The 22,826-nt window shown below is 66.7% G+C and carries 20 protein-coding genes and 1 tRNA gene; 11 read left to right on the top strand and 10 right to left on the bottom strand.

Annotated elements, in window-relative coordinates; all coding sequences use genetic code 11:
* Nucleotides 1-3: 3 nt before the first annotated feature.
* From JF52_RS0106995 to JF52_RS0106970, 6 genes are read right to left on the bottom strand one after another with little or no spacing between them, the layout of a single operon-like run.
* Nucleotides 4-1,725, bottom strand: a complete 1,722-nt coding sequence (locus JF52_RS0106995; protein ID WP_084595649.1) for a serine/threonine-protein kinase — start codon at nt 1,723-1,725, stop codon at nt 4-6.
* Nucleotides 1,722-3,179, bottom strand: coding sequence for a peptidoglycan D,D-transpeptidase FtsI family protein (locus JF52_RS0106990; RefSeq protein ID WP_033105567.1), 1,458 nt, complete (start codon nt 3,177-3,179; stop codon nt 1,722-1,724). Before JF52_RS0106990 ends, JF52_RS0106995 begins: the two co-directional genes overlap by 4 nt.
* Nucleotides 3,176-4,561, bottom strand: coding sequence for an FtsW/RodA/SpoVE family cell cycle protein (locus JF52_RS0106985; protein ID WP_033105566.1), 1,386 nt, complete (start codon nt 4,559-4,561; stop codon nt 3,176-3,178). The genes JF52_RS0106990 and JF52_RS0106985 overlap by 4 nt, the downstream gene beginning before the upstream one ends.
* Nucleotides 4,561-5,880 (bottom strand): PP2C family protein-serine/threonine phosphatase, encoded by a 1,320-nt coding sequence (locus tag JF52_RS0106980; RefSeq protein WP_052166823.1) that lies wholly within the window; start codon nt 5,878-5,880, stop codon nt 4,561-4,563. The genes JF52_RS0106985 and JF52_RS0106980 overlap by 1 nt, the downstream gene beginning before the upstream one ends.
* A 7-nt stretch (nt 5,881-5,887) precedes the next feature.
* On the bottom strand, nt 5,888-6,394 hold the full coding sequence (locus tag JF52_RS0106975; RefSeq protein ID WP_033106424.1) for an FHA domain-containing protein FhaB/FipA: 507 nt from the start codon (nt 6,392-6,394) through the stop codon (nt 5,888-5,890).
* Between the two features lie 5 nt (nt 6,395-6,399).
* Nucleotides 6,400-7,092, bottom strand: a complete 693-nt coding sequence (locus JF52_RS0106970) for an FhaA domain-containing protein (protein ID WP_033105565.1) — start codon at nt 7,090-7,092, stop codon at nt 6,400-6,402.
* A gap of 244 nt (nt 7,093-7,336) precedes the next feature.
* On the opposite strand from JF52_RS0106970, the gene JF52_RS0106965 reads away from it, so the two are divergent.
* Nucleotides 7,337-7,419: transfer RNA gene (locus JF52_RS0106965), tRNA-Leu, on the top strand.
* Between the two features lie 175 nt (nt 7,420-7,594).
* Here JF52_RS0106965 and JF52_RS0106960 read toward each other — a convergent pair.
* Nucleotides 7,595-8,965 (bottom strand): aminotransferase-like domain-containing protein, encoded by a 1,371-nt coding sequence (locus tag JF52_RS0106960; RefSeq protein ID WP_052166822.1) that lies wholly within the window; start codon nt 8,963-8,965, stop codon nt 7,595-7,597.
* 194 nt (nt 8,966-9,159) lie between these two features.
* Here JF52_RS0106960 and JF52_RS0106955 point away from each other — a divergent pair, with 194 nt between their 5' ends.
* The 9 genes from JF52_RS0106955 (at nt 9,160) to JF52_RS0106915 (ending at nt 19,209) form a co-directional block, all read left to right on the top strand.
* Nucleotides 9,160-10,008: a nitrilase-related carbon-nitrogen hydrolase gene (locus tag JF52_RS0106955; protein ID WP_033106422.1), complete on the top strand. Its 849-nt coding sequence runs from the start codon at nt 9,160-9,162 to the stop codon at nt 10,006-10,008.
* A gap of 5 nt (nt 10,009-10,013) precedes the next feature.
* Nucleotides 10,014-11,435, top strand: coding sequence for a dihydropyrimidinase (hydA, locus tag JF52_RS0106950; protein ID WP_152594867.1), 1,422 nt, complete (start codon nt 10,014-10,016; stop codon nt 11,433-11,435).
* Nucleotides 11,436-11,502: 67 nt separating this feature from the next.
* Nucleotides 11,503-12,519, top strand: a complete 1,017-nt coding sequence (locus JF52_RS0106945; protein ID WP_033105564.1) for a TIGR03842 family LLM class F420-dependent oxidoreductase — start codon at nt 11,503-11,505, stop codon at nt 12,517-12,519.
* A gap of 13 nt (nt 12,520-12,532) precedes the next feature.
* Nucleotides 12,533-13,456 (top strand): ABC transporter permease, encoded by a 924-nt coding sequence (locus JF52_RS0106940; RefSeq protein ID WP_033105563.1) that lies wholly within the window; start codon nt 12,533-12,535, stop codon nt 13,454-13,456.
* Entirely contained in the window at nt 13,453-14,289 is an 837-nt protein-coding gene (locus tag JF52_RS0106935; protein ID WP_033105562.1) for an ABC transporter ATP-binding protein, read from the top strand. The genes JF52_RS0106940 and JF52_RS0106935 overlap by 4 nt, the downstream gene beginning before the upstream one ends.
* Entirely contained in the window at nt 14,286-15,053 is a 768-nt protein-coding gene (locus JF52_RS0106930) for an ABC transporter permease (RefSeq protein WP_033105561.1), read from the top strand. Before JF52_RS0106935 ends, JF52_RS0106930 begins: the two co-directional genes overlap by 4 nt.
* A gap of 75 nt (nt 15,054-15,128) precedes the next feature.
* The gene (locus JF52_RS0106925) at nt 15,129-16,280 is read left to right on the top strand and encodes an ABC transporter substrate-binding protein (RefSeq protein ID WP_033105560.1); all 1,152 of its coding nucleotides are present in this window, start codon (nt 15,129-15,131) and stop codon (nt 16,278-16,280) included.
* A gap of 63 nt (nt 16,281-16,343) precedes the next feature.
* Nucleotides 16,344-17,675 carry an aspartate aminotransferase family protein gene (locus JF52_RS0106920; protein ID WP_033105559.1) on the top strand — a complete coding sequence of 444 codons (1,332 nt, stop codon included), beginning with the start codon at nt 16,344-16,346 and terminating at the stop codon, nt 17,673-17,675.
* 40 nt (nt 17,676-17,715) lie between these two features.
* Nucleotides 17,716-19,209 carry a CoA-acylating methylmalonate-semialdehyde dehydrogenase gene (locus JF52_RS0106915; protein WP_033105558.1) on the top strand — a complete coding sequence of 498 codons (1,494 nt, stop codon included), beginning with the start codon at nt 17,716-17,718 and terminating at the stop codon, nt 19,207-19,209.
* Nucleotides 19,210-19,279: 70 nt separating this feature from the next.
* Here the strand turns inward: JF52_RS0106915 and JF52_RS0106910 are convergent, their stop codons facing one another.
* From JF52_RS0106910 to JF52_RS0106900, 3 genes are read right to left on the bottom strand one after another with little or no spacing between them, the layout of a single operon-like run.
* Entirely contained in the window at nt 19,280-20,206 is a 927-nt protein-coding gene (locus JF52_RS0106910; protein WP_033105557.1) for a hypothetical protein, read from the bottom strand.
* A gap of 1 nt (nt 20,207) precedes the next feature.
* The gene (locus JF52_RS0106905; RefSeq protein WP_033105556.1) at nt 20,208-20,810 is read right to left on the bottom strand and encodes a response regulator transcription factor; all 603 of its coding nucleotides are present in this window, start codon (nt 20,808-20,810) and stop codon (nt 20,208-20,210) included.
* Complete coding sequence (locus tag JF52_RS0106900; protein ID WP_033105555.1) at nt 20,807-22,027, bottom strand: sensor histidine kinase; 1,221 nt, start codon at nt 22,025-22,027, stop codon at nt 20,807-20,809. The genes JF52_RS0106905 and JF52_RS0106900 overlap by 4 nt, the downstream gene beginning before the upstream one ends.
* 157 nt (nt 22,028-22,184) lie before the next feature.
* Here JF52_RS0106900 and JF52_RS0106895 point away from each other — a divergent pair, with 157 nt between their 5' ends.
* Entirely contained in the window at nt 22,185-22,745 is a 561-nt protein-coding gene (locus JF52_RS0106895; RefSeq protein WP_033105554.1) for a hypothetical protein, read from the top strand.
* Nucleotides 22,746-22,826 lie beyond the last annotated feature (81 nt).

Raw genomic sequence — 22,826 nt, 5'->3', positions numbered from 1 at the left:
CTCTCAGCCTTCGGGGAGGATGGAGGCCGGCTGAATGGTCACGGAGAGCGGCGGCGACGAGGGCGTCACGCGCTCGTCCGTGCTCGCGCACGTCGCGGTGTACGTCGCGATCAGCTGCTGGCCCTCCGCGTCGGCGACGGTCACCTCGGCACTGCGCTGCGTCGGCGGGAAGTTCGGACCCCCGGAGACGAAGGTGCCGTTGGTGAGCTGCACCGTGTAGCGGGTGAGGTTCGTGCCGCTGGGGCAGACGAAGTCGCTTCCCCACGAGAGGGTGACCGTCCCACCGGCGACAGGGTCGCCGGAGATCGCGGGAGCATCCGCCGGTGCGGGCAGCGCAGCGCGGTCGCCGTAGGTGGTCAATGTGACGGTCTGATCGACCGCGACGTTCCCGAGCGGCTCGACCTTGTAGACCTTGCCCACCTGGTCGTCGGATCCGGCGGGATCACCCGGTACGCAGGTGATGTCGCTGAAGCCGTTGTCCGTCAGGGTCGTGGTCGCGGCCGCGCAGTCGAGGCCGACCAGGTTGAGCGATGCCACATCGACGCGATCCGGCTCAGGAGGCGGAGTGGGCGTCTGCGAGGTCGGCTTGGGCGTCGGCGTGTTCGCCGAGGTGGTGGTGGTCGTCGGGTCGGGTTCGGGGTCGCCCTGGTTCAGCAAGGCGAACACCGTGCCGGCGAGCACGATGGCGATGAGCGCGATCAGTGCGATCAGCGGCCACGTCCAGGGGCTGCGTTTCTTCTTCTTTCCCTCGACATCGGTGCCGTCGCCGTCGGCGGGCAGCGCGGCGGTGGTCGGCAGGATGCGCGTGGTGCCGTCATCGCCGGTGGCGGTGAGGATGCGGGTGGCGTCATCGCCCGCGATGCCACCGGTCGCGATGGCGGGAACCGCGATCGCTGCGGAGTTCAGGTCGCCTCTCCGCAGTGCCTGCGCTGCACGAGCCACAGTGGCCGACGACGAAGGCCGGTCCGCCGGCTTCTTCGCGATCATCGCCATCACGAGGTTCTGCACCGGGATCGGCACGGTCGGCGGAAGCGGCGGCGGCTGCTCGTTGATCTGCGCCATCGCGATCGCGACCTGCGATTCGCCAGTGAACGGACGCTTGCCTGCCAGGGACTCGTACGCGACGATGCCCAGCGAGTAGGTGTCGGTCGCCGGCGATGCCGGGTGCCCGGAGGCCTGCTCAGGCGACAGGTACTGCACGGTGCCCATGACCTGACCGGTCGCGGTCAGCGGCACCTGGTCGGCGATGCGGGCGATGCCGAAGTCGGTGATCTTCACCCGGCCGTCCGGCGTGATCAGCAGGTTTCCCGGCTTGATGTCACGGTGCACGAGGCCGGCCGCGTGCGCAGCCTGAAGAGCGGATGCCGTCTGCGCGACGATGTCGAGCGTCTTGTCGGCGCCCAGGGCGCCGTCGCGCTCGAGCAGTGTGGAGAGGGCCTCACCGGGGACGAGTTCCATGACGAGGAACGCGCTGCCGTTCTCCTCGCCGTAGTCGAAGACGCTGGCGATGCCCTCGTGATTGACGAGTGCGGCATGACGGGCCTCGGCGCGGAAGCGCTCGAGGAAGCCCGGATCCCCCATGTACTCGTCCTTGAGGATCTTGATGGCGACGGTCCGTCCGATGACGTGGTCTGTCGCTTCCCAGACCTCGCCCATGCCACCGATCGCAATACGCGACTGAAGCTCGTATCGACCACCGAACGACACACCCTGCGTCGGCCTCATCTGTTAAGCACCGCCTCAATGACCTTCTTCGCGATCGGGGCGGCGAGCGTGTCACCGGATCCCGACTGTCCCATTCCGCCGCCGTCTTCGACGACGACCGCCACAGCTACCTGTGGATTGTCCGCCGGTGCGAAACCGGTGAACCACAACGTGTACGGCTCGTCGCCATCGTTCTCGGCCGTCCCCGTCTTACCGGCGACGTCGATGCCGTCTATTCTTGCACCCGTCGCGGCGCCGTCCGCGACGCTCGCCGTCATGGCGTCGGTCACATCGTTCGCGACGTCCGCCTCCGTGGCACGACCGAACTCGCTGTTCTCGTACTGACGCACCACTGACAGGTCATTCCCGATCACGGCATCCACGAGCCGGGGGTTCATCACCACGCCGTCGTTCGCGATTCCGGCCGAGACCATCGCCATCTGCAGCGGAGTCGCGGTCACCTGACCCTGCCCGAATCCGGTGAGCGCGGTCTGCGCGTCGTCGAGTCCGCGCGGGTAGCGGGAGGCCGTCGACTCGAGCGGCGTGGAGAAGCTCTGGTTGAAGCCGAACTTCTCGGCCATCTCGAAGATCTTCGCATCGCCGAGCTCGACCGCGAGCTCGGCCATCGGGATGTTGCAGCTGAGGCGGATGGCATCGGCGATCGTCACGGTCGAGCCGGATCCGCACGTGCCCCCCGTGGCGTTCGAGACCTGAGAGGACGAGCCGGGCAGCGCGTAGCGGGCCGGGTTCGGAAGAGTCGACTCGGGCGTCCAGTCCCCTGTCGCATAGGCGGCCGCGGCGACGAGCACCTTGAACGTCGAGCCGGGAGGGTTCAGGTTGCCGCGGATGGCGCGGTTCTGCAGCGGGTTCGGCTTCAGCGCGTCGAGTGCGTCGTACGCGGCCTCTGCCTGTGCGCCGCTGTGCATCGCGACTGCGTTGGCGTCGTAGCCGGGGGTGGAGACCATCGCGAGGATGCGTCCCGTCGCGGGTTCGATGGCGACCACGGCGCCCTGCAGTCCGCCGAGTGCCTCGTAGGCCGCCTTCTGGGCCGCGGCATCCAGAGTCAACTCGACGCTGAACCCGGTCTGCGCCTGGCCGGACACGATCCGCTCGATCTCGGCGAGGAACGCGCTCGCGCCGGTGCCGGACAGATCGCCGTTCAGCGCGTTCTCGATGCCGGTCGATGACTGCAGCGCCGGGTTGAAGAACCCGGTGACACTCGACCACATCGGTGAGTCGGTGTACATGCGCTGGTACTGGAACTCGTCTTCGCTGGCCACGGAGTACGCGATCTGCACGCCGTCGGCGATGATCGACCCGCGCTGGATCTCGTAGCTGTCCAGCAGCGAGCGCGTGTTGCGGTCGGCCTGCCCTAGCTCGTCGGCCGCGACGACCTGGATCCAACTGGTCGCGGCGAACAGCGACAGGAACATGAACAGCATCACGATGCTGAGTCTGCGGAGCTCTTTCGTCATCCGATCACCACCCTGGGCTGGCGGCGTACGCCGTCGGAGATGCGCAGCAGCAGCGCCACGATGAGCCAGTTCGCGACCAGCGACGATCCGCCGGCGGCGAGGAACGGCGTGGTGAGTCCGGTCAGCGGGATGACACGGGTCACGCCGCCGACCATGATGAACACCTGCAGGGCGATCGTGAACGAGAGTCCGGTCGCGAGGAGCTTGCCGAAGTCGTCCTGGCCGGCGATGCCGATCCGCATGCCGCGGCTGACGAACACCATGTACAGGGAGAGGATCGCGAACAGGCCGATCAGCCCGAGCTCTTCGCCGAGGCTGGGGATGATGTAGTCGCTGTGCGCCAGCGGGGTCACGGTCGGGCGTCCCTGACCGAGGCCGGTGCCGATCAGGCCGCCGTGTGCGAGACCGAAGATGCCCTGCACGAGCTGGTAGCTGCCGCCTGCGGCATCGACGACCGCGGGGTTGAACGCATCGAGCCAGTTCGTGAAGCGGCCCTGCACGTAGCTGAGGATCTGGGTGGCCACGGCGACGCCTGCGGCGACCATGACGAGGCCGATCAGCACCCAGCTGGTCTTGCCGGTGGCGATGTAGAGCATCGCGATGAACATGCCGAAGATCAGCACTCCGGTGCCGAGGTCGCGTTGCACCACGATGATGCCGAGTGAGATCAACCAGACGACGATGACGGGTCCGAGCTCGCGCATGCGCGGCCAGGTGATGCCGAGGAAGACCTTGCCGACCGAGGTGAGGCTCTCCCGGGTGCGCACCAGGTAGCCGGCGAAGAAGATCGCCAGGCAGATCTTGGCCAGCTCACCCGGTTGGAAGGCGAAGATGCCGCCGATGGTGACCCACACGTCGGCGTTCGAGCCGGATGCTCCGAGTCCAGGCACGAACGGCAGCAGCAGGAGGAGGATTCCGGCGAGGCCGAACAGGTACGTGTAGCGGAACAGCACCCGGTAGTTGTGCAGCAGGATGACGATCGCGATGGCGCCCGCGAGCGAGATACCAGTCCAGGCCAGCTGCTTGGTCGAGTACGCCTCCCACCCGGTGTTGTTCAGCGCGATGTCGATCCGGTAGATCATCGCGATGCCCAGGCCGGTGAGCAGCGTCGCGATCGGCAGGACGAAGGGGTCGGCATCGGATGCCACGACGCGAAGCACGAAGTGCAGGGCGAAGGCCAGCACGGCGAGCCCGCCGCCGATGAACAGGATGAAGGGGTCGATCAGCCCGAGCGCACCGAGTTGCACCAGGCACAGCGCGGCACCGCTGATCGCGCAGGCGAACAGCAGCAGCCAGAACTCGCGGTTGCGCTGCGTCTGCGGCAGTCGCATCCGCTTGAGTGCTTTGATGACCGCGGTGTCGGCGGTGACGTCGGTGCTCATCATCCGGCACCCCCTCCGCTCGTCGCGGTGGGCGTGGGAGTCGGGCTGGGTGCGGGAGGCGGCGTCGGGGCCGGGGTCTCGCCCGTGACGGCCTCGGAGCCGGCCCGCAGGCGGTCGACGATCGCCATGGCATCGGACAGAGAGCGCGCGTTGATCGTCCGCTCCACCGAGGCGCGCTGGTACGGCGGCAGGTCGGCGAGCAGGATGCCGGTGTCCTCGAGCTCGGTCGACAGCGAGATGGGGCCGATGTTCTGCTGGACACCCTGGAAGATCACGACGCTGTCTTCGTCCGCGCCCACGAAATAACGCGTCTGTGTCCAGCTGTAGGCCAGCATCCCCGCACCGGTGAGCGCGAGCAGAACGACCAGGAGCGCGGCGAACCAGCCGACCCGGCGGCGCTTCGCGCGGCGGCGATCTTCCTCGATGAGTTCCTCGAGGTAGTCGGCGGCCGGTTCGAAGTGCGATGGTTCGTTCGCGGCCTGGCGCACGGGGTGCAGCCAGTTCGTGCGTCCGACACGGGCGGCGGGGATCAGCACGCCGGACGGAGTGGATGCCGCGCCGACGATCGTCGCGGTGCCGGAGGAGACCGGGTGCACGCCGCCCACTTCGACGAGCACGACCGTGACGTTGTCGGGGGCGCCGCCGTCGAGTGCCTGCTTGAGCAGGTTGTCGGCGGTGCGTCCTGGCGGAAGCCCGAGTCGCATGGCCTTGAGGATGTGCGGCTCGTCGACGACGCCGGAGAGACCGTCGGAGCACAGCAGCCAGCGGTCGCCAGGGAGCGTGGGCATGACGAACATGTCCAGCTCGGGGTCGTGGTCCATGTCGCTGAGCACGCGCATCAGCACGGAGCGGCGCGGGTGGTAGCGCGCCTCCTCGGGGGTGATGCGGCCGGAGTCGACCAGCCGCTGCACGAAGGTGTGGTCGGCGGTGATCTGGGTCAGTTCGTCGTCGCGGTACAGGTAGATGCGCGAGTCGCCGATGTGGCCGATGACCGCGTGATCCTCGACCATGATGATCGCGCTGACCGTCGTGCCGAGTCCGGCGAGCTCCGGGCGCTCCTTGGCGGCGCGGATGAGGTCGCCCGCTGCCGTGGTGACGGCGGCTTGCAACGACGCCTGGGCCTCGTCGACGTCGGGGAAGGAGTGATCCAGGCGCTCGAGCCGCTGGATGGCGATGCTCGACGCGACATCGCCGCCCGCGTGGCCGCCCATGCCGTCGGCGACCGCGAAGAGGTTGGCGCCGGAGTACCCGGAGTCCTGGTTGTTGGAGCGCACCTTCCCGGTATGGGAGATCGCGGCGCTCGAGCCTTCGAAGACCATGCCGGCGTCAGGCTCGCAGCTCGAAGGTCGTGGCGCCGACCTTGACGGCGTCGCCGATCTCGATCGAGACGGGCGCTCCTGAGATGCGCTTCCCGCCCAGGTAGGTGCCGTTGGTGGAGTCGAGGTCCTGGATGGCCCAGGTGTCGCCGCGCAGCAGCAGGCGGGCGTGGTGGCTGGAGGTGTAGTCGTCGCGGATGACGAGACCGGATTCGCTGGAGCGGCCGATCGTCATCGGATCCGTGCCGAGGGGAAGCTCGAGGCCTGCCTTGGGGCCGGAGGTGATGACGAGCTTGGAGACGCTGTTCACCCTGGCGGCGCCACCGGCGCGCGGTGACGCCTTCGGCTTTGCCGGGGCGGGGGCCGCTGCGGGCGAGCCTGCGCCGGCTTCTGCGGGGAGCTTGCGCACCTTCACGCCGAACAGGTCCGCGCGCAGCGAGTACACGACGCCGAACACGAAGAACCACAGCAGCACCAGGAAGCCGATGCGCAGCAGCAGGAGGACGAGCGGGCTCAGTTCAGTCATCGATTCGCCCCCGACGGTCGGTCGGCGGACACTGGTACGACCCGGAAGACCAGGTCGGTGCGCCCGATCGTGATCGTCGTGTCGGTGGGCAGCGGTGCCTCGCGCACCTTGGTGCCGTTGACCTTCGTGCCGTTCGTGGAGCCGAGATCGCGCATCATGGCGCGCTCGCCGTCCCACAGGATCTCGACGTGCTTGCGGCTCGAACCGGCATCCGCGATCGTGATGTCGGCATCGCTGCCGCGGCCGATCACGCTGCGCGCCTTGGTGACCGAGTGACGGCGCCCGTCGACGTCGACGACGGCCTGCCAGCTGACGCGGCCCTCTGCCGTACCGGAGTTCACGCGGACGGTTCCGGTGGCGACCTTCTCGTCCGCTTCGAGTGCGATCGAGACCGGGCCGGAGAAACTGTAGCCCTGGGCCTTGGCGTGGGCGTTCATCAGAGCGTGCAGCTCTTCCGTGAGTGCGCCGCCCAGCCCCTGCATCCGTTCGAGGTCGTCGGCGCTGAGGCGCACGACGTAGCTGTTGGGCGTGATGATGCGGTCGCGGCTGACGACGGCGGCCTTGATGTCGGCTTCGCGGCGGAGCGCCGATGCGATCTCCACCGGCTGGATGCCGCTGCGGAAGGTCTTGGCGAATGCGCCGTTAACGGCGCGCTCAAGACCCTTCTCAAAGCTGTCAAGTAGTCCCACTGGGCTCCTCTGGCATGGCGACGGTAGCAACATCGTAGCCAGGTGACCTGTATATGCGCCTCTCGGCCGCCATACGGGCGCGAGAATTGACCCGCTGCATGAGAAGGCACTTGCCTGTTCCCTTCTCACGCAGCAAAAACATTCTCGCCGGATGAGGTCGGCCCGGCGCATGGTCGGGCGAGTTCTTCGACGGCGAGAGTGCGTGATATCCTCGTGAAGTTGACTTCTTCGGAACGAGACACTCGCGCGAGTGGCGGAATGGTAGACGCGCTGGCTTCAGGTGCCAGTGTCCTTACGGGCGTGGGGGTTCAAGTCCCCCCTCGCGCACGCGAATGAAATGGCCCCTGACCTGGGATTTTATCTCTCGGGTTGGGGGTCATTCGCGTCGGAGATGCGAGAAGCCGGTCACCGGGTGTCCGACGAAATGCCGATGAGGATCTTCGTTCGCCCGCCGCAACTCACGATGCTCGCTCGTTTAGGGTTTTCGCGTATCCGGGGCAGATCATGCCCAGCGCGCGGTGAGCGTGTGCACGCCGTTCGCACTCGATCGCACCGCAGATCCGATGGCATCGGCGATCGGGGAGACATCCTCACGGATCGCACCGGCCGTGACACGGATATGAGCTGGCTGAAACTCATTGCGTGGCAGGAACGGTGTGCCGCCTGCGACGCGGATGCCGGATGCGGCGAGCTGCAGGATGGCATCCTGCTCGTCGTCCACCGCCAGCCAGGTGTTGATGCCGTCCGCCGCCGGGGCGCTGACCCCGACGGCGGCGAGGGCGGTGGAGAGCTCGTGCTGACGTCGTGCGTACTCGGCTCGGGCGGCGCCGACCTGGGCGATGCTGGTGCCGTCGACGAGCAGTTCGTGGAGGATGGTCTGCAGCATGCGGCTCGTCCAGCCGGGGCCGAGCATACGGCGTGCCACTACCCGATCGATGATCTTCGATGGCCCGCCGAGAGCGGCGATGCGCAGATCGGGGCCGTGCGATTTGGAGTAACTGCGCACGTGCAGCACCCGATCGGCGATCCATCGGCCGAGGCTGACATCGTCCGCCAGGCTGATCTCACCCGAATGGTCGTCTTCGATGACGATCATTCCGCTCGCCGTCGAACTGGCACGCACCAGAAGGGCGAGTTCGTGGGCCCGGTCCTCGGTCATCGATGCACCGGTCGGATTGTGCGCTCGAGGCTGCAGCAAGGCGGCGACCGGCGACTGCGCGAGAGCGGCCGCGAATGAGCGGGGTATTGGGCCGTGAGCATCGACGGCGACGGGGACAGCGGACAGGCCGAGCTGATCGAGGAGGTCGAGGAACGGCGGGAACGTGGGACTCTCGACGATGACCCGGTCACTGAAACGTGCGATCTGCTCGAGACTGCGGGAAATCGCATCGAGGGCGCCGTTGACGACGGTGAGCGCTTCCGCGCGGTACGGCCACGAATCGTCGAGAACGGTGAGCAATTCGGGGATGACCGGAAGATCCTGATAGGTGGAGGTCACCGCCCGTTGCGAGACCCGGGCGAGTGCGGGACCGAGCGCTGGGAGAAGATCGGGATCGGGTGTGCCGCGGGACAGGTCGATGCGTGCGGGCAGGTCACGGCCCGCCATCACCTGGCTCCGAGCGGGCAGCCAATCCTGTCGTGGCCCCCGCACGAACGTGCCGCCGCGTCCACGGGAGACGATGATCCCCGCAGCCCCTGCGGCTCGCCAGGCCTGACTCACCGTGGCAGGGCTCACCCCGAGTTCTGCAGCGATCTCACGCACCGTCGGAAGTCGATCCCCTGCGTTCAGTCGACCCGTCGTCACGAGCCGGCCGAGAGCGGCAGCGATGCCCGCGGGATTGCGCTGTTCGATCTCATCGATCAGAGGATGCATGGGGCAAAGCTCGCATATCTATTGCTTGGAAGTCTCTGGCACGTGAGGATCATTAACACTTGCGTCACACGAGGAAACAGAACAGAAATGTTCACGTCTAAGAATAACAAAACCGGACGACGTCGTCCTGGTTTCGACTTAACCGCATCGGTGCCGGCTCGAACGGCCGTCCCGAGCTGAACGTGGAGGTCACGATGACCGTTGTACGAGCAGCCATCACCCAGACGACATGGACCGGCGACAAGCAGTCCATGCTCGACAGGCATGAGAGATTCGCGCGGGATGCCGCGGCCGACGGGGCGCAGGTCATCTGCTTCCAGGAACTCTTCTACGGCCCGTACTTCGGCATCACCGAGGACATCAAGTACTACGACTTCGCCGAACCGGCGGATGGGCCCATCGTGCAGCGATTCGCCGCCCTCGCGAAGGAACTGAAGCTGGTGATGGTGCTTCCCATCTACGAGGAGGACCAGCCGGGGGTGTACTACAACACCGCGGTCGTCGTCGATGACGACGGCACCATCCTCGGCAAGTACCGCAAGCACCATATCCCGCACCTGGAGAAGTTCTACGAGAAGTTCTACTTCCGCCCCGGAAATCTCGGCTATCCGATATTCGATACAGCGGTCGGTCCTATCGGCGTCTACATCTGCTACGACCGGCACTTCCCTGAGGGGTGGCGTGAACTCGGCCTGGCCGGAGCCCAGATCGTCTTCAACCCGAATGCGACCAAGCCCGGTCTCTCGAACCGCTTGTGGGATCTGGAGCAGGCGACAGCGGCCGCCGCGAACGGCTACTTCGTCGCGGCAGCCAACCGCGTCGGGCGCGAGGACAACGAATACGGTGACGAAGCCGTCACCTTCTACGGCACCAGTCAGTTCCTCGATCCGCAGGGCAACTTCGTCGGAGAACGCGGCAGCAGCGAGCACGAAGAGCTCGTCATCCGCGACCTCGACCTCGACATGATTCGCGAAGTGCGCAACAACTGGCAGTTCTATCGCGATCGTCGCCCAGACAGCTACACCCTGATCACAGCACCGTGAGGACGATCATGAAGACACTCATCAAGAACGGAACCGTGGTGAATGCCACGGGAACAGCGACCGCCGATGTCCTCATCGACGGCGAGACGATCGCGGCCGTGCTCGCGCCGGGGTCCACACTGCTCGGCTTCGACATCGAGCGAAACGTGGACACCGTCATCGATGCCGCGGGCAAGTACGTCATTCCCGGCGGGATCGATGCGCACACGCACATGGAGATGCCCTTCGGCGGAACCTTCGCGAGCGACACCTTCGAGACAGGGACCAGGGCCGCGGCATGGGGCGGCACGACGAGCATCGTCGACTTCGTCGTGCAGTACCCCGAGGAGAGTGTGATCGATCGGTATCAGGCCTGGCATGAGAAGGCCGCCGGCAACTGCGCGATCGACTACGGCTTTCACCAGATCCTCTCGGATGTGCAGGACAGCTCACTCACAGCGATGGATGAGCTCATGAATGAGGGAGTGACGAGCTTCAAGCTCTTCATGGCCTACAAGGGCGTGTTCCTCTCGGATGACGGACAGATCCTGCGCGCATTCCAGCGTGGCGCCGAGAACGGCGCGATGATGATGATGCACGCAGAGAACGGCGCCATGATCGACGTGCTCGTCAAACAGGCGCTCGAAGCAGGCAACACCTCGCCGTATCATCACGGCATCACCCGCCCGTGGCAGGCAGAGGAAGAGGCCACGCATCGCGCGATCATGATTGCTGATCTCACCGGTGCGCCCCTCTACGTCGTGCACGTCTCGGCGAAACAGGCCGTCGCACAGATCGCCGCTGCGCGCGATCGCGGGCTCAACATCTTCGGCGAGACGTGCCCGCAGTACCTCTATCTCTCGCTCGAGGATCAGCTGGGCGCCGAGGGCTTCGAAGGTGCCAAGTGGGTGTGCTCGACGCCGCTGCGTTCGAAGCATGAGGGACACCAGCACCACATGTGGCAGAGCCTGCGCACGAACGACATCCAGATGGTCTCGACCGACCACTGCCCGTTCTGCATGAAGGATCAGAAGGACATGGGCATCGGAGACTTCTCGAAGATCCCCAACGGCATCGGCTCGGTCGAGCACCGCATGGACCTGATGTACCAGGGCGTGGTGACCGGCCAGATCTCGCTGCCGCGTTGGGTCGAGCTGACCTCCACGACTCCTGCGCGCATGTTCGGCATGTACGGCAGGAAGGGCGTGATCCAGCCGGGTGCCGATGGCGACGTCGTCATCTACGACCCGAACGGGCACACCTCGATCGGCTTGAACAAAACCCATCACATGAACATGGACTACTCCGCATGGGAGGGCTTCGAGATCGACGGCCACGTCGACACGGTCCTCTCCCGGGGACGAGTCATCGTCGACGACAAGCAGTACATCGGATCGAAGGGCGACGGCAGGTACATCAAGCGCGGACTCTCGCAGTACCTGATCTGACACTTCGACAGGCTCAGCGACTGACAGCTCCCGGCCCGGGACGCAGTCACCGAAAGAACGGATTCACATGGATTTCGGAGCAGTACTTCAGACCAACCCGCCGTCCGCGCGCACCGTGCAGCTGGCCAAGCTCGCCGAGGCGCACGGCTTCAGTCACGTCTGGACCTTCGACTCGCACCTGCTCTGGCAGGAGCCGTACGTGCTGTACAGCCGCATTCTGGCAGAGACCGACAAGGTTATCGTCGGTCCGATGGTCACCAACCCGGCGACGCGCGACTGGACCGTCACGGCATCGACGTACGCGACGCTGAACGAGATGTACGGCAACCGCACCATCTGCGGCATCGGCCGGGGGGACTCCGCCGTGCGTGTGACGAACGGAGCACCGACGACGCTGAAGACGCTGCGGGAATCGATCCACGTCATCCGCGAGCTCGCGAACAGCCGAGCGGTCGAGTACAACGGTGCCACCCTGCAGTTTCCGTGGAGTAAGGGGTCGACACTCGACGTGTGGGTCGCAGCTTACGGCCCGTTGGCGCTCAAGCTCGCGGGTGAGGTCGGTGACGGTTTCATCCTGCAGATGGCAGACCTCGATGTGGCCGAGTGGATGATCAGCACCGTTCGCGCGGCGGCCGAGAAAGCCGGCAGGGACCCGCTGTCGGTGAAGTTCTGCGTCGCGGGCCCGATGTACATCGGCGATGACCGGTCGCACATGCGCGATCAGTGCCGCTGGTTCGGCGGCATGGTCGGCAACCACGTCGCCGACATCGTCGCCAAGTACGGCGAGGGCTCGGCCGTGCCGAAGGCGCTGACGGACTACATCAAGGGCCGTGAAGGCTACGACTACAACGAGCACGGTCAGGCGGGAAACTCGCACGCCGACTTCGTTCCCGACGATATCGTCGAGCGCTTCTGCCTGCTCGGCACGGCTTCGGAGCACATCGAGAAGCTCAAGGCGCTCGCCGAACTCGGCGTTGACCAGTTCGCCGGTTATCTGCAGCACGACAACAAGGAGGAGACGCTCCGCGTCTACGGCGAGACCGTCATCCCCGCGCTCAGCGAGCACATCGTGGCGAAGGCATGAGAAGAGCGGGCCGATGACCGACGAACGCACGTTGGCGCCGGCACTGCGCCGACGTCGATCGAGACCCTCCAGGGGACTCGCACGATGGGGAGCGGGTGTGCTCGGCATCCTCGCTGTCGTGATCATGTGGGAGCTCGTGAAGCTGCTCGTGCCGGCCGACGGGCTCGTGCTGTTCGGAGTGCGGGTGCTTCCCCGCACGAGCGATCTGGCGATGCCGCACGTCTGGGACATGCTCACCCGGCTCCTCGCCCCTGTCACGGCTGCGGAAGGGGCGCGTCCATTGTGGCTGGAGGTCGCAGCCGCGGCGGCTCTCACCCTCGGCATCGCAGCTGCCGGGTGGCTCATCGCGCTTGTGGTGGGGGTGGCCCTGGCCCTCGCCATGCAGCGGTGGCGAATCGCGGAGTGGAGCCTGCTGCCGTGGATCGTCCTCAGCCAGACGATCCCGCTCATTGCCTTCGCCCCCGTGGTGCGCAGCTGGGGTTCCCGTGTCGAGATCGGCTCGTTCGAGTGGCAGGACTGGATGTCGGTGGCGCTCATCGCCTCGTATCTCGCCTTCTTCCCGATCGCGGTCGGCGCGCTCAGAGGCCTGCAGTCGCCGGACACGATCCACGTCGAGCTCATGCACAGCTACGCTGCCGGCTGGTGGACGACGCTCATCCGTCTTCGCCTGCCCGCGGCCGTCCCATATCTGCTGCCGGCCCTGCGGCTGGGCGCTGCGAACGCCGTCATCGGCGCCGTGGTCGCCGAGGTGTCGACCGGGCTTCAGGGCGGCATCGGCCGCATCCTCATCCAGTACGCCGGTCAAGCCAGCGGGGATCCGGCCAAGGCATGGGGTCCGATCTTCGGAGCCGTCGTGCTCGGGCTCGTCGCCGCAGGGTCGATCGCCGTTCTCGGCGCACTGCTGGGTCGCTATAGAAGAGTCGAGGTCAACGCATGACAGAGCACGTGCACGCAGACGGGGGCCGCAGTGCGATCGATGCCGTCCGCATCAGCGGTGTCGACAAGGTCTTCGAGACCCGCGGCGGCCAGGTGGCCGCGCTCGAGGGGATCGACCTGACGGTCGCGGCCGGCGAATTCGTCTCGCTCATCGGGCCGTCCGGATGCGGGAAGTCGACGCTCATGCGTCTCATCGCAGACCTCGATCAGCCGAGCGGCGGAAGCGTGTCCGTCTTCGGCAAGTCCGCCAAGGATGCGCGCATCGCGCAGGACTACGGCATCGCATTCCAGCAGGCAGGACTGCTCCCGTGGCGCACCGTCGCCGAGAACATCGAACTGCCGCTGTCCCTGCATGGCAGAGGAAAGATCGAACGCTCGGATCGAGTGGCGGAGCTCATCGAGCTCGTCAGCCTCGGCGACTTCGCAGATCGCTATCCCGACCAGCTCTCCGGGGGCATGCAGCAGCGTGTCGCGATCGCACGTGCGCTCGCGGAGAAGCCGCGCCTGCTGCTCATGGATGAGCCCTTCGGTGCGCTCGACGAGATGACCAGGGAGCGGATGCAGTCCGAGCTCGTGCGGATCTGCGCCGAGACGGGGGCCGCCGTCGTCTTCGTCACGCACTCGATCCCTGAGGCGGTGTTCCTGTCTGACCGCGTCGTCGTGATGTCGCCGCGGCCGGGGCGCATCCAGCAGGTGGTCTCGATGGCGCTCGCGGACGATCGCTCAGAAGGTCTGCGTGAGCAGCACGAGTTCTTCGACATGATCACCGCCGTGCGAGAGGCCCTGCATGACGGATCGCCCGTGGCGGCTGTGCGCGGAGTGGAGAATCGATGAGGAGCCAGGGCGCCGAACTCACCACGCGCACGCTCGCCCCGATCGTGCTCGGCCTCATCGTGCTGGGGGCATGGCAGCTCGCGGTGACCGTCGGCGGCGTCGATGACTATATGCTGCCGAGCCCTGCATCCATCATCGGACAGTTCGTCGAGTTCGCCCCGTCCATGCTCTCGGCGGGGATCGTCACAGGCACGAACGCGCTCGTCGGCCTCGTCGTGGGCTCGATGCTCGGCATCCTGATCGCGATGCTCGCAGCCGCGGTGCGTCTGACCGACTGGATGCTGGCGCCGATAGTCGCCGCGCTCGCCGTCATCCCGATCGTGGCACTGGCGCCCGTGCTGAACACGATGTTCGGCTCCGACTCGCAGTTCGGTCGGCAGGTGATCGCGGGACTGGCCTCCTTCGTGCCCGTGTTCATCAACACGCTGCGAGGCCTGCGCCAGACGCTGCCGGTGCACCGCGATCTCATGACCGTATACGCGGCGAACCCCGGCCAGGTCATGCGCACCGTCACCCTGCCGACGGCGACGCCCTTCGTGTTCACCGGCATCCGCATCGCCTCTTCTCTCGCCGTCATCTCCGCGCTCGTCGCCGAATACTTCGGCGGACCGCGCGGGGGCCTGGGCGGGCTCATCTCGACGTCTGCGGCATCCAGCGCGTATCCCCGAGCCTGGGCGTATGTGCTCGTCTCGATCGTGCTCGGTCTGATCTTCTACCTCGTGGCGCTCGGTGCCGAGCGGGTCGCAGTGAGAAGGCGCGGCTGAATCCACCTCACGTCCTCACGTCCGCCGGACGCGATGGCATTCACAGCGATACCAGCACCTCAGAAAGGGACCGATATGAAACACAGCACACGTCGCGGCGCCAACTTCGCGGCAGCGACAATCGCGACAGCGCTCGTCCTCTCGGCTTGCTCATCGACACCGAGCGATGAGCAAGGAGAGGCAGCCGAAGGCGAGGCCCTCACCGAGGTGAAGCTGCAGCTGCAGTGGCTGCCCCAGGGCCAGTTCGCCGGGTACTTCGCCGCTGCGGAGCAGGGATATTTCGAAGAGGCCGGCTTGGACGTCGAGATCATCCCCAGCGGTGGTGACATCGTGCCGCAGGATGCTCTGGCCAACGGCGATGTCGACTACGCCATCGCCTGGGTGCCCAAGGTGCTCGGCTCGATCGAAGCAGGTGCCGACGTCACCAACATCGCGCAGATCTTCCAGCGCTCTGGAACGCTGCAGGTGTCGTGGGCCGACTCCGGCATCGACTCCGTCGCAGACTTCGAAGGCAAGAAGATCGGCAGCTGGGGGTTCGGGAACGAATGGGAGATCTTCGCGGCGATGGCGGCGGAGGGCTTGGACTCCTCGACCGTGGAGATCATCACCCAGGACTTCAACATGAACGCGTTCCTGTCCGGAGACATCGACGCGGCGCAGGCCATGACCTACAACGAGTACGCACAGCTGCTGGAGACTGTGAATCCCGACACCGGAGAGCCGTACACGGCGGAGGACTTCACCGTCATCAGCTATGAAGACACGGTCGGTGCGATGCTGCAGGACGCGATCTGGGCGGATACGGAACGGCTGGAAAGCGACACCGAGTACCAGCAGACGACCGTCTCGTTCCTCAAGGCGGTCATCAAGGGCTGGAGCTACGCCGCAGAGAACCCGGAGGAGGCCGCGCAGACGACTGTCGACGCCGGCTCCGGCTGGGGCATGAGCCACGAGCTGTGGATGGTCAACGAGACCAACAAGCTCATCTGGCCCGCCCAGAACGGCATCGGCTACATCGATGAAGCGGCATTCTCCGCGACGGTCGAGGGCGCGCTGAGCGCCGTGAACGAGACCGGTGCCAGCCTCATCACCGAGCAGCCGCCGGCATCCGCCTGGACGAACGAGTACATCGAGCAGGCACTCGCGGAGCTCGAAGAGGAGGGCGTGGACGTGAAGGGTGAAGGCTTCACCCCGATCGACGTCGAACTGCTCGAAGGCGGCGCCTGAGTGCCCATGGCCGGGCGAGGCGAGTCGCCCGGCCACATGACCACTCCGTCCACACCACCAACTATGAAAGGACGCGTGATCGCAGTGAACGACCGCACCACCTCGAATGAGCGCGTGATCGGGCTCGACCGTGCCCATGTGTTCCACTCCTGGTCGGCTCAGGCAGGGCTCGCCCCGCTCGTGATCACCGGCGGCTCCGGCTGTCGCGCCTGGGACGATGAGGGCACCGCATACCTCGACTTCTCCAGTCAGCTCATCAACCTCAACATCGGGCATCAGCACCCGGTGGTAACCGCGGCGATCGCCGAGCAGGCAGCGGTGCTCACGACGGTCGCACCTGCGGCAGCCAACCTGACGCGTGGCGAGGCGGCCAAGCGCATCGTGGCGCGCGCACCCGAACGCTTCGAGAAGGTGTTCTTCACCAACGGCGGTGCCGACGCCAACGAGAACGCCATCCGCCTCGCCCGCCTGCACACCGGGCGTGACAAGGTGCTGTCGACTTACCGCTCGTATCACGGGAACACCGGCGCGGCCATCGTCGCGACCGGCGACTGGCGCCGGATGCCCAACGAGTTCGCGCGCGGGCATGTGCACTTCTGGGGTCCCTACCTGTACCGCTCCGAGTTCTGGGCTACGACACCGGAGCAGGAATCGGAGCGGGCGCTGCAGCACCTGGAACGGTTGATCCAGGGGGAGGGCCCCGCAACGATCGCCGCCGTGCTGCTCGAGACGGTGCCGGGCACCGCAGGGATCCTGCTGCCGCCGCCGGGCTATCTGGCCGGTGTCCGCGAACTGTGCGACCGCTACGGCATCGTGCTCATCCTCGACGAGGTCATGGCAGGATTCGGGCGCACCGGACGATGGTTCGCGTTCGACGGCTACGACGTCGTTCCCGACCTGATCACCTTCGCCAAGGGCGTCAACTCGGGGTACGTTCCTGTCGGCGGGGTCGTCATCTCCGATGAGATCGCCGCAGAGTTCGACGATGTCGTCTTCCCCGGCGGGCTCACCTACAGCGGGCATCCGCTCGCGATGGCATCCATCGTCGCCGCGCAGGATGCCATGGCGAATGAAGGCATCGTCGACAACGCCGCTCGAATCGGCGCCGATGTGCTCGGGCCCGCGCTGCACGAGCTCGCGCAGAAGCATCCGATCATCGGAGAGGTGCGCGGTGAAGGAGTCTTCTGGGCCATCGAACTCGTGGCGGACCGACAGACGCGCGAGCCACTGGCGCCGGCGGTGATGGCACGGATCAAATCCGAGCTGATGGCGCGCCGACTGCTCGCCATCACCCAGGACAACCGCATCCACGTCGTGCCGCCGTGCATAGTCACGGACGACGAGGTCGCCGAAGCCGTAGTCGTGTACGACGAGGTCCTCGGCCTGCTCGCCTGAGCCGGCGCACGTCACCACTTCTCTCAACAAAGGAAAGATCATGACCACGACCCTCAACCACTGGATCAACGGTGTCGAGAACGAAGGTGCTTCGACGCGGACATCTCCGGTCTTCAACCCCGCGCGCGGCGAGATCAGCACACAGGTGCGACTTGCGAGCACTGCGGATGTCGACGCGGCCGTCGCATCCGCTGCCGCGGCGTTCCCCGCCTGGCGTGACGCCTCGCTCGCGAAGCGGCAGAGCATCCTGTTCAACTTCCGCGAGCTGCTCAATCAGCGAAAGGGCGAGCTGGCCGACATCCTCACGGCTGAGCACGGCAAGGTCACCGCGGATGCTCTCGGTGAGATCGCCCGAGGGCTCGAGGTCGTCGAGTTCGCGCTCGGCATGCCGCATCTGCTCAAGGGCGATTACAGCGAGAACGTCTCCACCGACGTCGACGTGTACACGATCCGGCAGGCGCTCGGAGTCGTCGGCATCATCAGCCCGTTCAACTTTCCGGCCATGGTGCCGCTGTGGTACTTCCCGATCGCGATCGCGGCCGGCAACACGGTCGTACTGAAGCCGAGCGAGAAGGACCCCACCGCTGCCAACTGGATGGCCGCGCTCATGACCGAGGCGGGGCTCCCCGACGGCGTCCTCAACGTCGTGCACGGTGATAAGGAGGCCGTCGACGCGCTGCTGGAGCATCCCACGGTCCAGGCGATCTCATTCGTCGGATCCACGCCCATCGCGAAGTACATCTACGAGACCGCCGCAGCGCACGGCAAGCGGGTGCAGGCGCTCGGCGGCGCGAAGAACCACATGCTGGTGCTGCCTGATGCCGACCTGAACCTGGCCGCGGATGCCGCCGTTAACGCCGGCTTCGGCTCGGCCGGTGAGCGCTGCATGGCGATCAGCGTCATCGTCGCCGTCGAGCCCGTCGCCGACGAGCTCATCGAACGCATCACCGCGCGCATGGCCGGTCTGCGGGTCGGCGATGGGATGCGCGGGTGCGACATGGGACCGCTCATCACCGAGGCGCACCGCGACAGGGTCGCCTCCTACATCGACATCGCGGCGGCCGACGGTGCCACAGTCGTGGTGGACGGGCGCGATGTGGAAGCCGACGGCGAAGCATCCGGATTCTGGCTCGGCCCCACCCTGTTCGATCGGGTGTCGACCGACTCGGCGGTGTACCAGGACGAGATCTTCGGCCCAGTGCTGTCGATCGTGCGGGTGGACAGTTATGAGGAGGGTCTTCAGTTGATCAACGCCTCACGCTACGGCAACGGCACCGCGATCTTCACGAACGATGGCGGCGCGGCCAGACGATTCCAGAACGAGGTTCAGGTGGGCATGGTCGGCATCAATGTGCCGATCCCCGTCCCCGTCGCATATCACTCGTTCGGCGGATGGAAGGACTCCCTCTTCGGTGATGCGAAGGCGTACGGACCCGCGGGAATCGCATTCTTCACGCGCGAGAAGGCGGTGACCTCACGCTGGCTCGATCCCTCTCACGGGGGAATCAACCTCGGATTCCCGCAGCACGACTGAGGAGACGCCATCGAACTGTGCATCACGCTCTCAGCGCCAGTTCGCGGAGTCGCTGATTCGAGAGCGCACGTCAGCGCACACGAATCCCGAGCTGCGCGAACGGGATGCCGCGCACCACGCGCCGCCACGGGTGCTCGCCCAGCGTCCACAGCATCCGCCCCTCCGGGTCGAGCGCGAGATCCTCGCAGCCGATCGGCAGGGGAACCTCGCTGCGTTGGAGCGCGTCGTCATCGCCGTCCCACAGCGCACCCGGCTGCAGACCGCGCGACTGCGAGACGAATCGCCGCGAGCCCCACTGCACGGCACCCTGCATCCGGGCGATCTGCGGGGCGCTCCGGTCGATGGCGACGAACGACCCGTCGATGTCGCTGGGGATCGTGAACTCGCCGATGCGTCCGAGCTTGTCGCCGCGGTACTCGCCGATGAGCACGCGCGGCAGCGACGTGCCCTCGGAGTCGAACACCCGACCGAGGAACGAGCACCGCAGCGGTACCGGATGCACGCGCGTGCGGACCGCCGCCAGCGCCACCGCGCCGAAGCCGCGGCCTCGCGCTCCGACCACTCGCCGCGCCGCCGCACCTCGCAGTCGGCGCGATTCGCCGAGGTCGAATTCCCAGATCCCTTGCCCCGTGGCGGCGACGAACAGGCGATCGCCGAACCAGGCGAGGCCGCCGGCATGGATCTGGGCGGGGACGAGTTCGCCGTCATCGCCCTCGATCGTGAGGGCGACGTCCAGATGTCGCGAACGCTCCAGATCGATGAACGTCACACGCGACGCGAGATGCTGACCCGACTTGTCCTTGCGGAACCAGCTCACAGCAAGGGTTCGCCGCCCCTGCCACGTGCCGAAGTCGACGCCCTGCGGATACCACTTGGTCGTGTAGGTACGAGCGCTGAGCCACTTCAGCTCGACGACACCACGGCGTCGATGGCGCATCGGGCGCCACATCGACCCGAAAAGCCCGGAGAACCCGAAAAAGCCGGAGAGACCGAACATGTCAGATCCAGCCTCGCTCTTCCGCCATCAGCACTGCCTGCTGGCGCGTGGTGACGTGCAGCTTCCCCAGCACGGTCGAGACGTGATTGCGCACAGTCCCAGGGGCGAGCGACAGTGCGCGCGCGATCTGTCCGGTCGTCTCTCCGCGCCGACCCGCCCGCAGCACGTCGAGCTCACGATCGGTCAGAGGCGAGCGCTCGTCGCTCAGCGCGTCGGCCGCGATCTCCGGGTCGACGTAGCGCGCACCTGCCGCGACGCGCCTGATGACCTCTGCGACCTCGTTCGCACCGCGCGATTTCGGCAGGAATCCGGCGACTCCGGATGCCAGCGCTCGCCGCAGTACGCCGGGCCGAGCATGCCGCGTGACGACGACGCAGCGGATGGACGTCTGGCGCCGCAGGCGCTCCGCGACCTCGACCCCGTCGAGCCCCGGCATCTCCAGATCGAGCAGGCAGACGTCCGGCGTCAGCCGGATGGCCTCGGCGAGCGCCTCCTCCCCGTCGGTGCATTCCGCCACGACGTCGATGTCGTCCTCCAGTCGCAGCAGAGCGGCCAACGCCGAGCGGATCATCGCCTCGTCATCGGCCAGCAGTACACGGATCATCGCGCATCCTCTCCCGGCGTCCCGGCCGGAACGGTCACGACGACCGCGAAATCCTGCTTCCCCCGTCGCACGTCCAGGGTCCCACCCGCTTCCGCTGCTCGCCGCCCGATGCCCTCGAGCCCCGAGCCGTCATCGGACGCCGGATCCCCGGCCGAGTCGTTCACGATCTCGTACCGCCAGGACTCGCCGTCCTTCTTCAACGAGAGCTGCGCCCACTTGCCGCCGCCGTGGCGCAGGACGTTGGTCGTGGTCTCGCGGATGACGGGCCCGAGAACGGATGCCGGAGCTCGATCCGCCCCCGCATCGACGCTCGCCTCCGCGGAAGTGCCGGCGGCACGCAGCAGATCGACGGCGTTGGCGATCTCATCGGTCAGCGCGGCCGTGCGGAATCGCAGCGCCAGGTCCCGCGTGCCTTGCTGAGCCTCGGCCACACTGCCTCTTGCAGCGCGCAACTGCTCGAGCGCAGCATCCGGATCCTTCGCCATGAGGCGTTCGGCGAGTTCGAGCTGCAGGGCGATGACCTGCAGATGGTGGCCCTGCAGATCGTGCACGTCCGTCGCGACCCGCAGGCGCTCCTGCGTGGCGGCGAGACGGCTCTCGGAGGCGCGCGCCCGATCGAGTCGCACCAGCACATCCCACCACCACAGGGAGGCGACGGTCATGGCGGGCAGCATCGCCGAGAACAAGGCCAGCGGCCCGAAACCCGCCGCTGCTCCGTCGTCGAACATGCGGAAATCGACCACGGCGAGACCGATGATCACGACAGTGGCGGCGAGCATCGCACGCATGCGCACCCCCGGCTGCCAGTTGAGCAGCAGAAGCGATTGCAGTACGGGTACGGCGGCGACCGTCCACAGCCCGGACACCGTGCCGGCCAGGATCGCATAGGCCACGGCCACCAGGAGCGGGAGGAGTTGTCGGCGCCACCGCACCAGCCCGGCGGTGTCCGTGCGGTGACGGTAGTCGATCATCAGTGCCACGGTCGAGACGACCCAGACGAGTCCGCCGATCGAGATCGCGACGGCGGCGGCGGCCGACGGGCGGATGCCGGCGCCGAGGATGAGGAGCACAGTGTTCGCGACGATGAAAAGTTCGAAGAACAATAGGGCCGAGATCGTGTAGTACCAAGTGGCGGTCACTCCCCTGGCCAGTCGTACGGAACCCTTCGACGCGGCGGCATCGGAGCCGTCGGGAGCGGATGCGGACGAACGGACCATGTCGTCCACATTACGGCCATGACACATGTCACCCATCGATCGTGCGAACACCCCGGGAAGCGGTGACAGCGGGGCACTTCTGCGCATCGCGCGGATCCGATGGACTGGAGTCTCAGCCGGGCAGACGCCCGGGCAGTCGCAACGACAGGAACATCCCATGAACCTCATCGAGACCTTCCAGAACCTGGTCGCTCAGGTGCCCGAACTGGTGCAGCCCCTCATCGTCGCCCTGGCCGGCGCGGTGCCCTTCATCGAGGGCGAGGGCGCGGCGAGCATCGGCATCATCGGCGGCATCCATCCGGTGATCGCCGCGATCGCAGGCATCATCGGCAACTTCCTCTGCGTGCTGGTGCTGGTGCTGCTCAGTTCCGGGGCCCGCAATGCGGTCGTCAGCCGCAACCACGCGCGCAAGGCGCGTCTGGCCGCTGCCGGAGGTGCGACGACGGGAAGTGTCACCGTTGTCGACGCAGAGGACGAGGCCGACGGCAGCCGCAGCGCCGCCCGCAAGGTGAAGTTCCGTCGTGCGCTCGACCGCTACGGCGTCCCCGGCGTCAGCCTGCTCGGCCCGCTCCTGCTCCCCACGCAGTTCACGGCGACGATGCTCGCGGCATCCGGTGTCAGCAAGGCCCGCGTCCTGATCTGGCAGGCGGTCGCGATCATCGGATGGACCACGATCCTCTCTGTGTTCGTCGGCAGTGTCGTCCACGCCGTCAGCTGACTGGCTGGACGCAACGCCTCGTGCGGGCGAGATGTCCAGAGCGCATGATCAACCTTTCGAGCGATGTCGGGATCGGGCCTC

This window comes from Microbacterium profundi (assembly GCF_000763375.1).
Classification (GTDB): Bacteria; Actinomycetota; Actinomycetes; order Actinomycetales; family Microbacteriaceae; genus Microbacterium; species Microbacterium profundi.
Note: the sequence above shows the minus strand (reverse complement) of the source record. Positions and strands in the feature narration are given on the sequence as shown.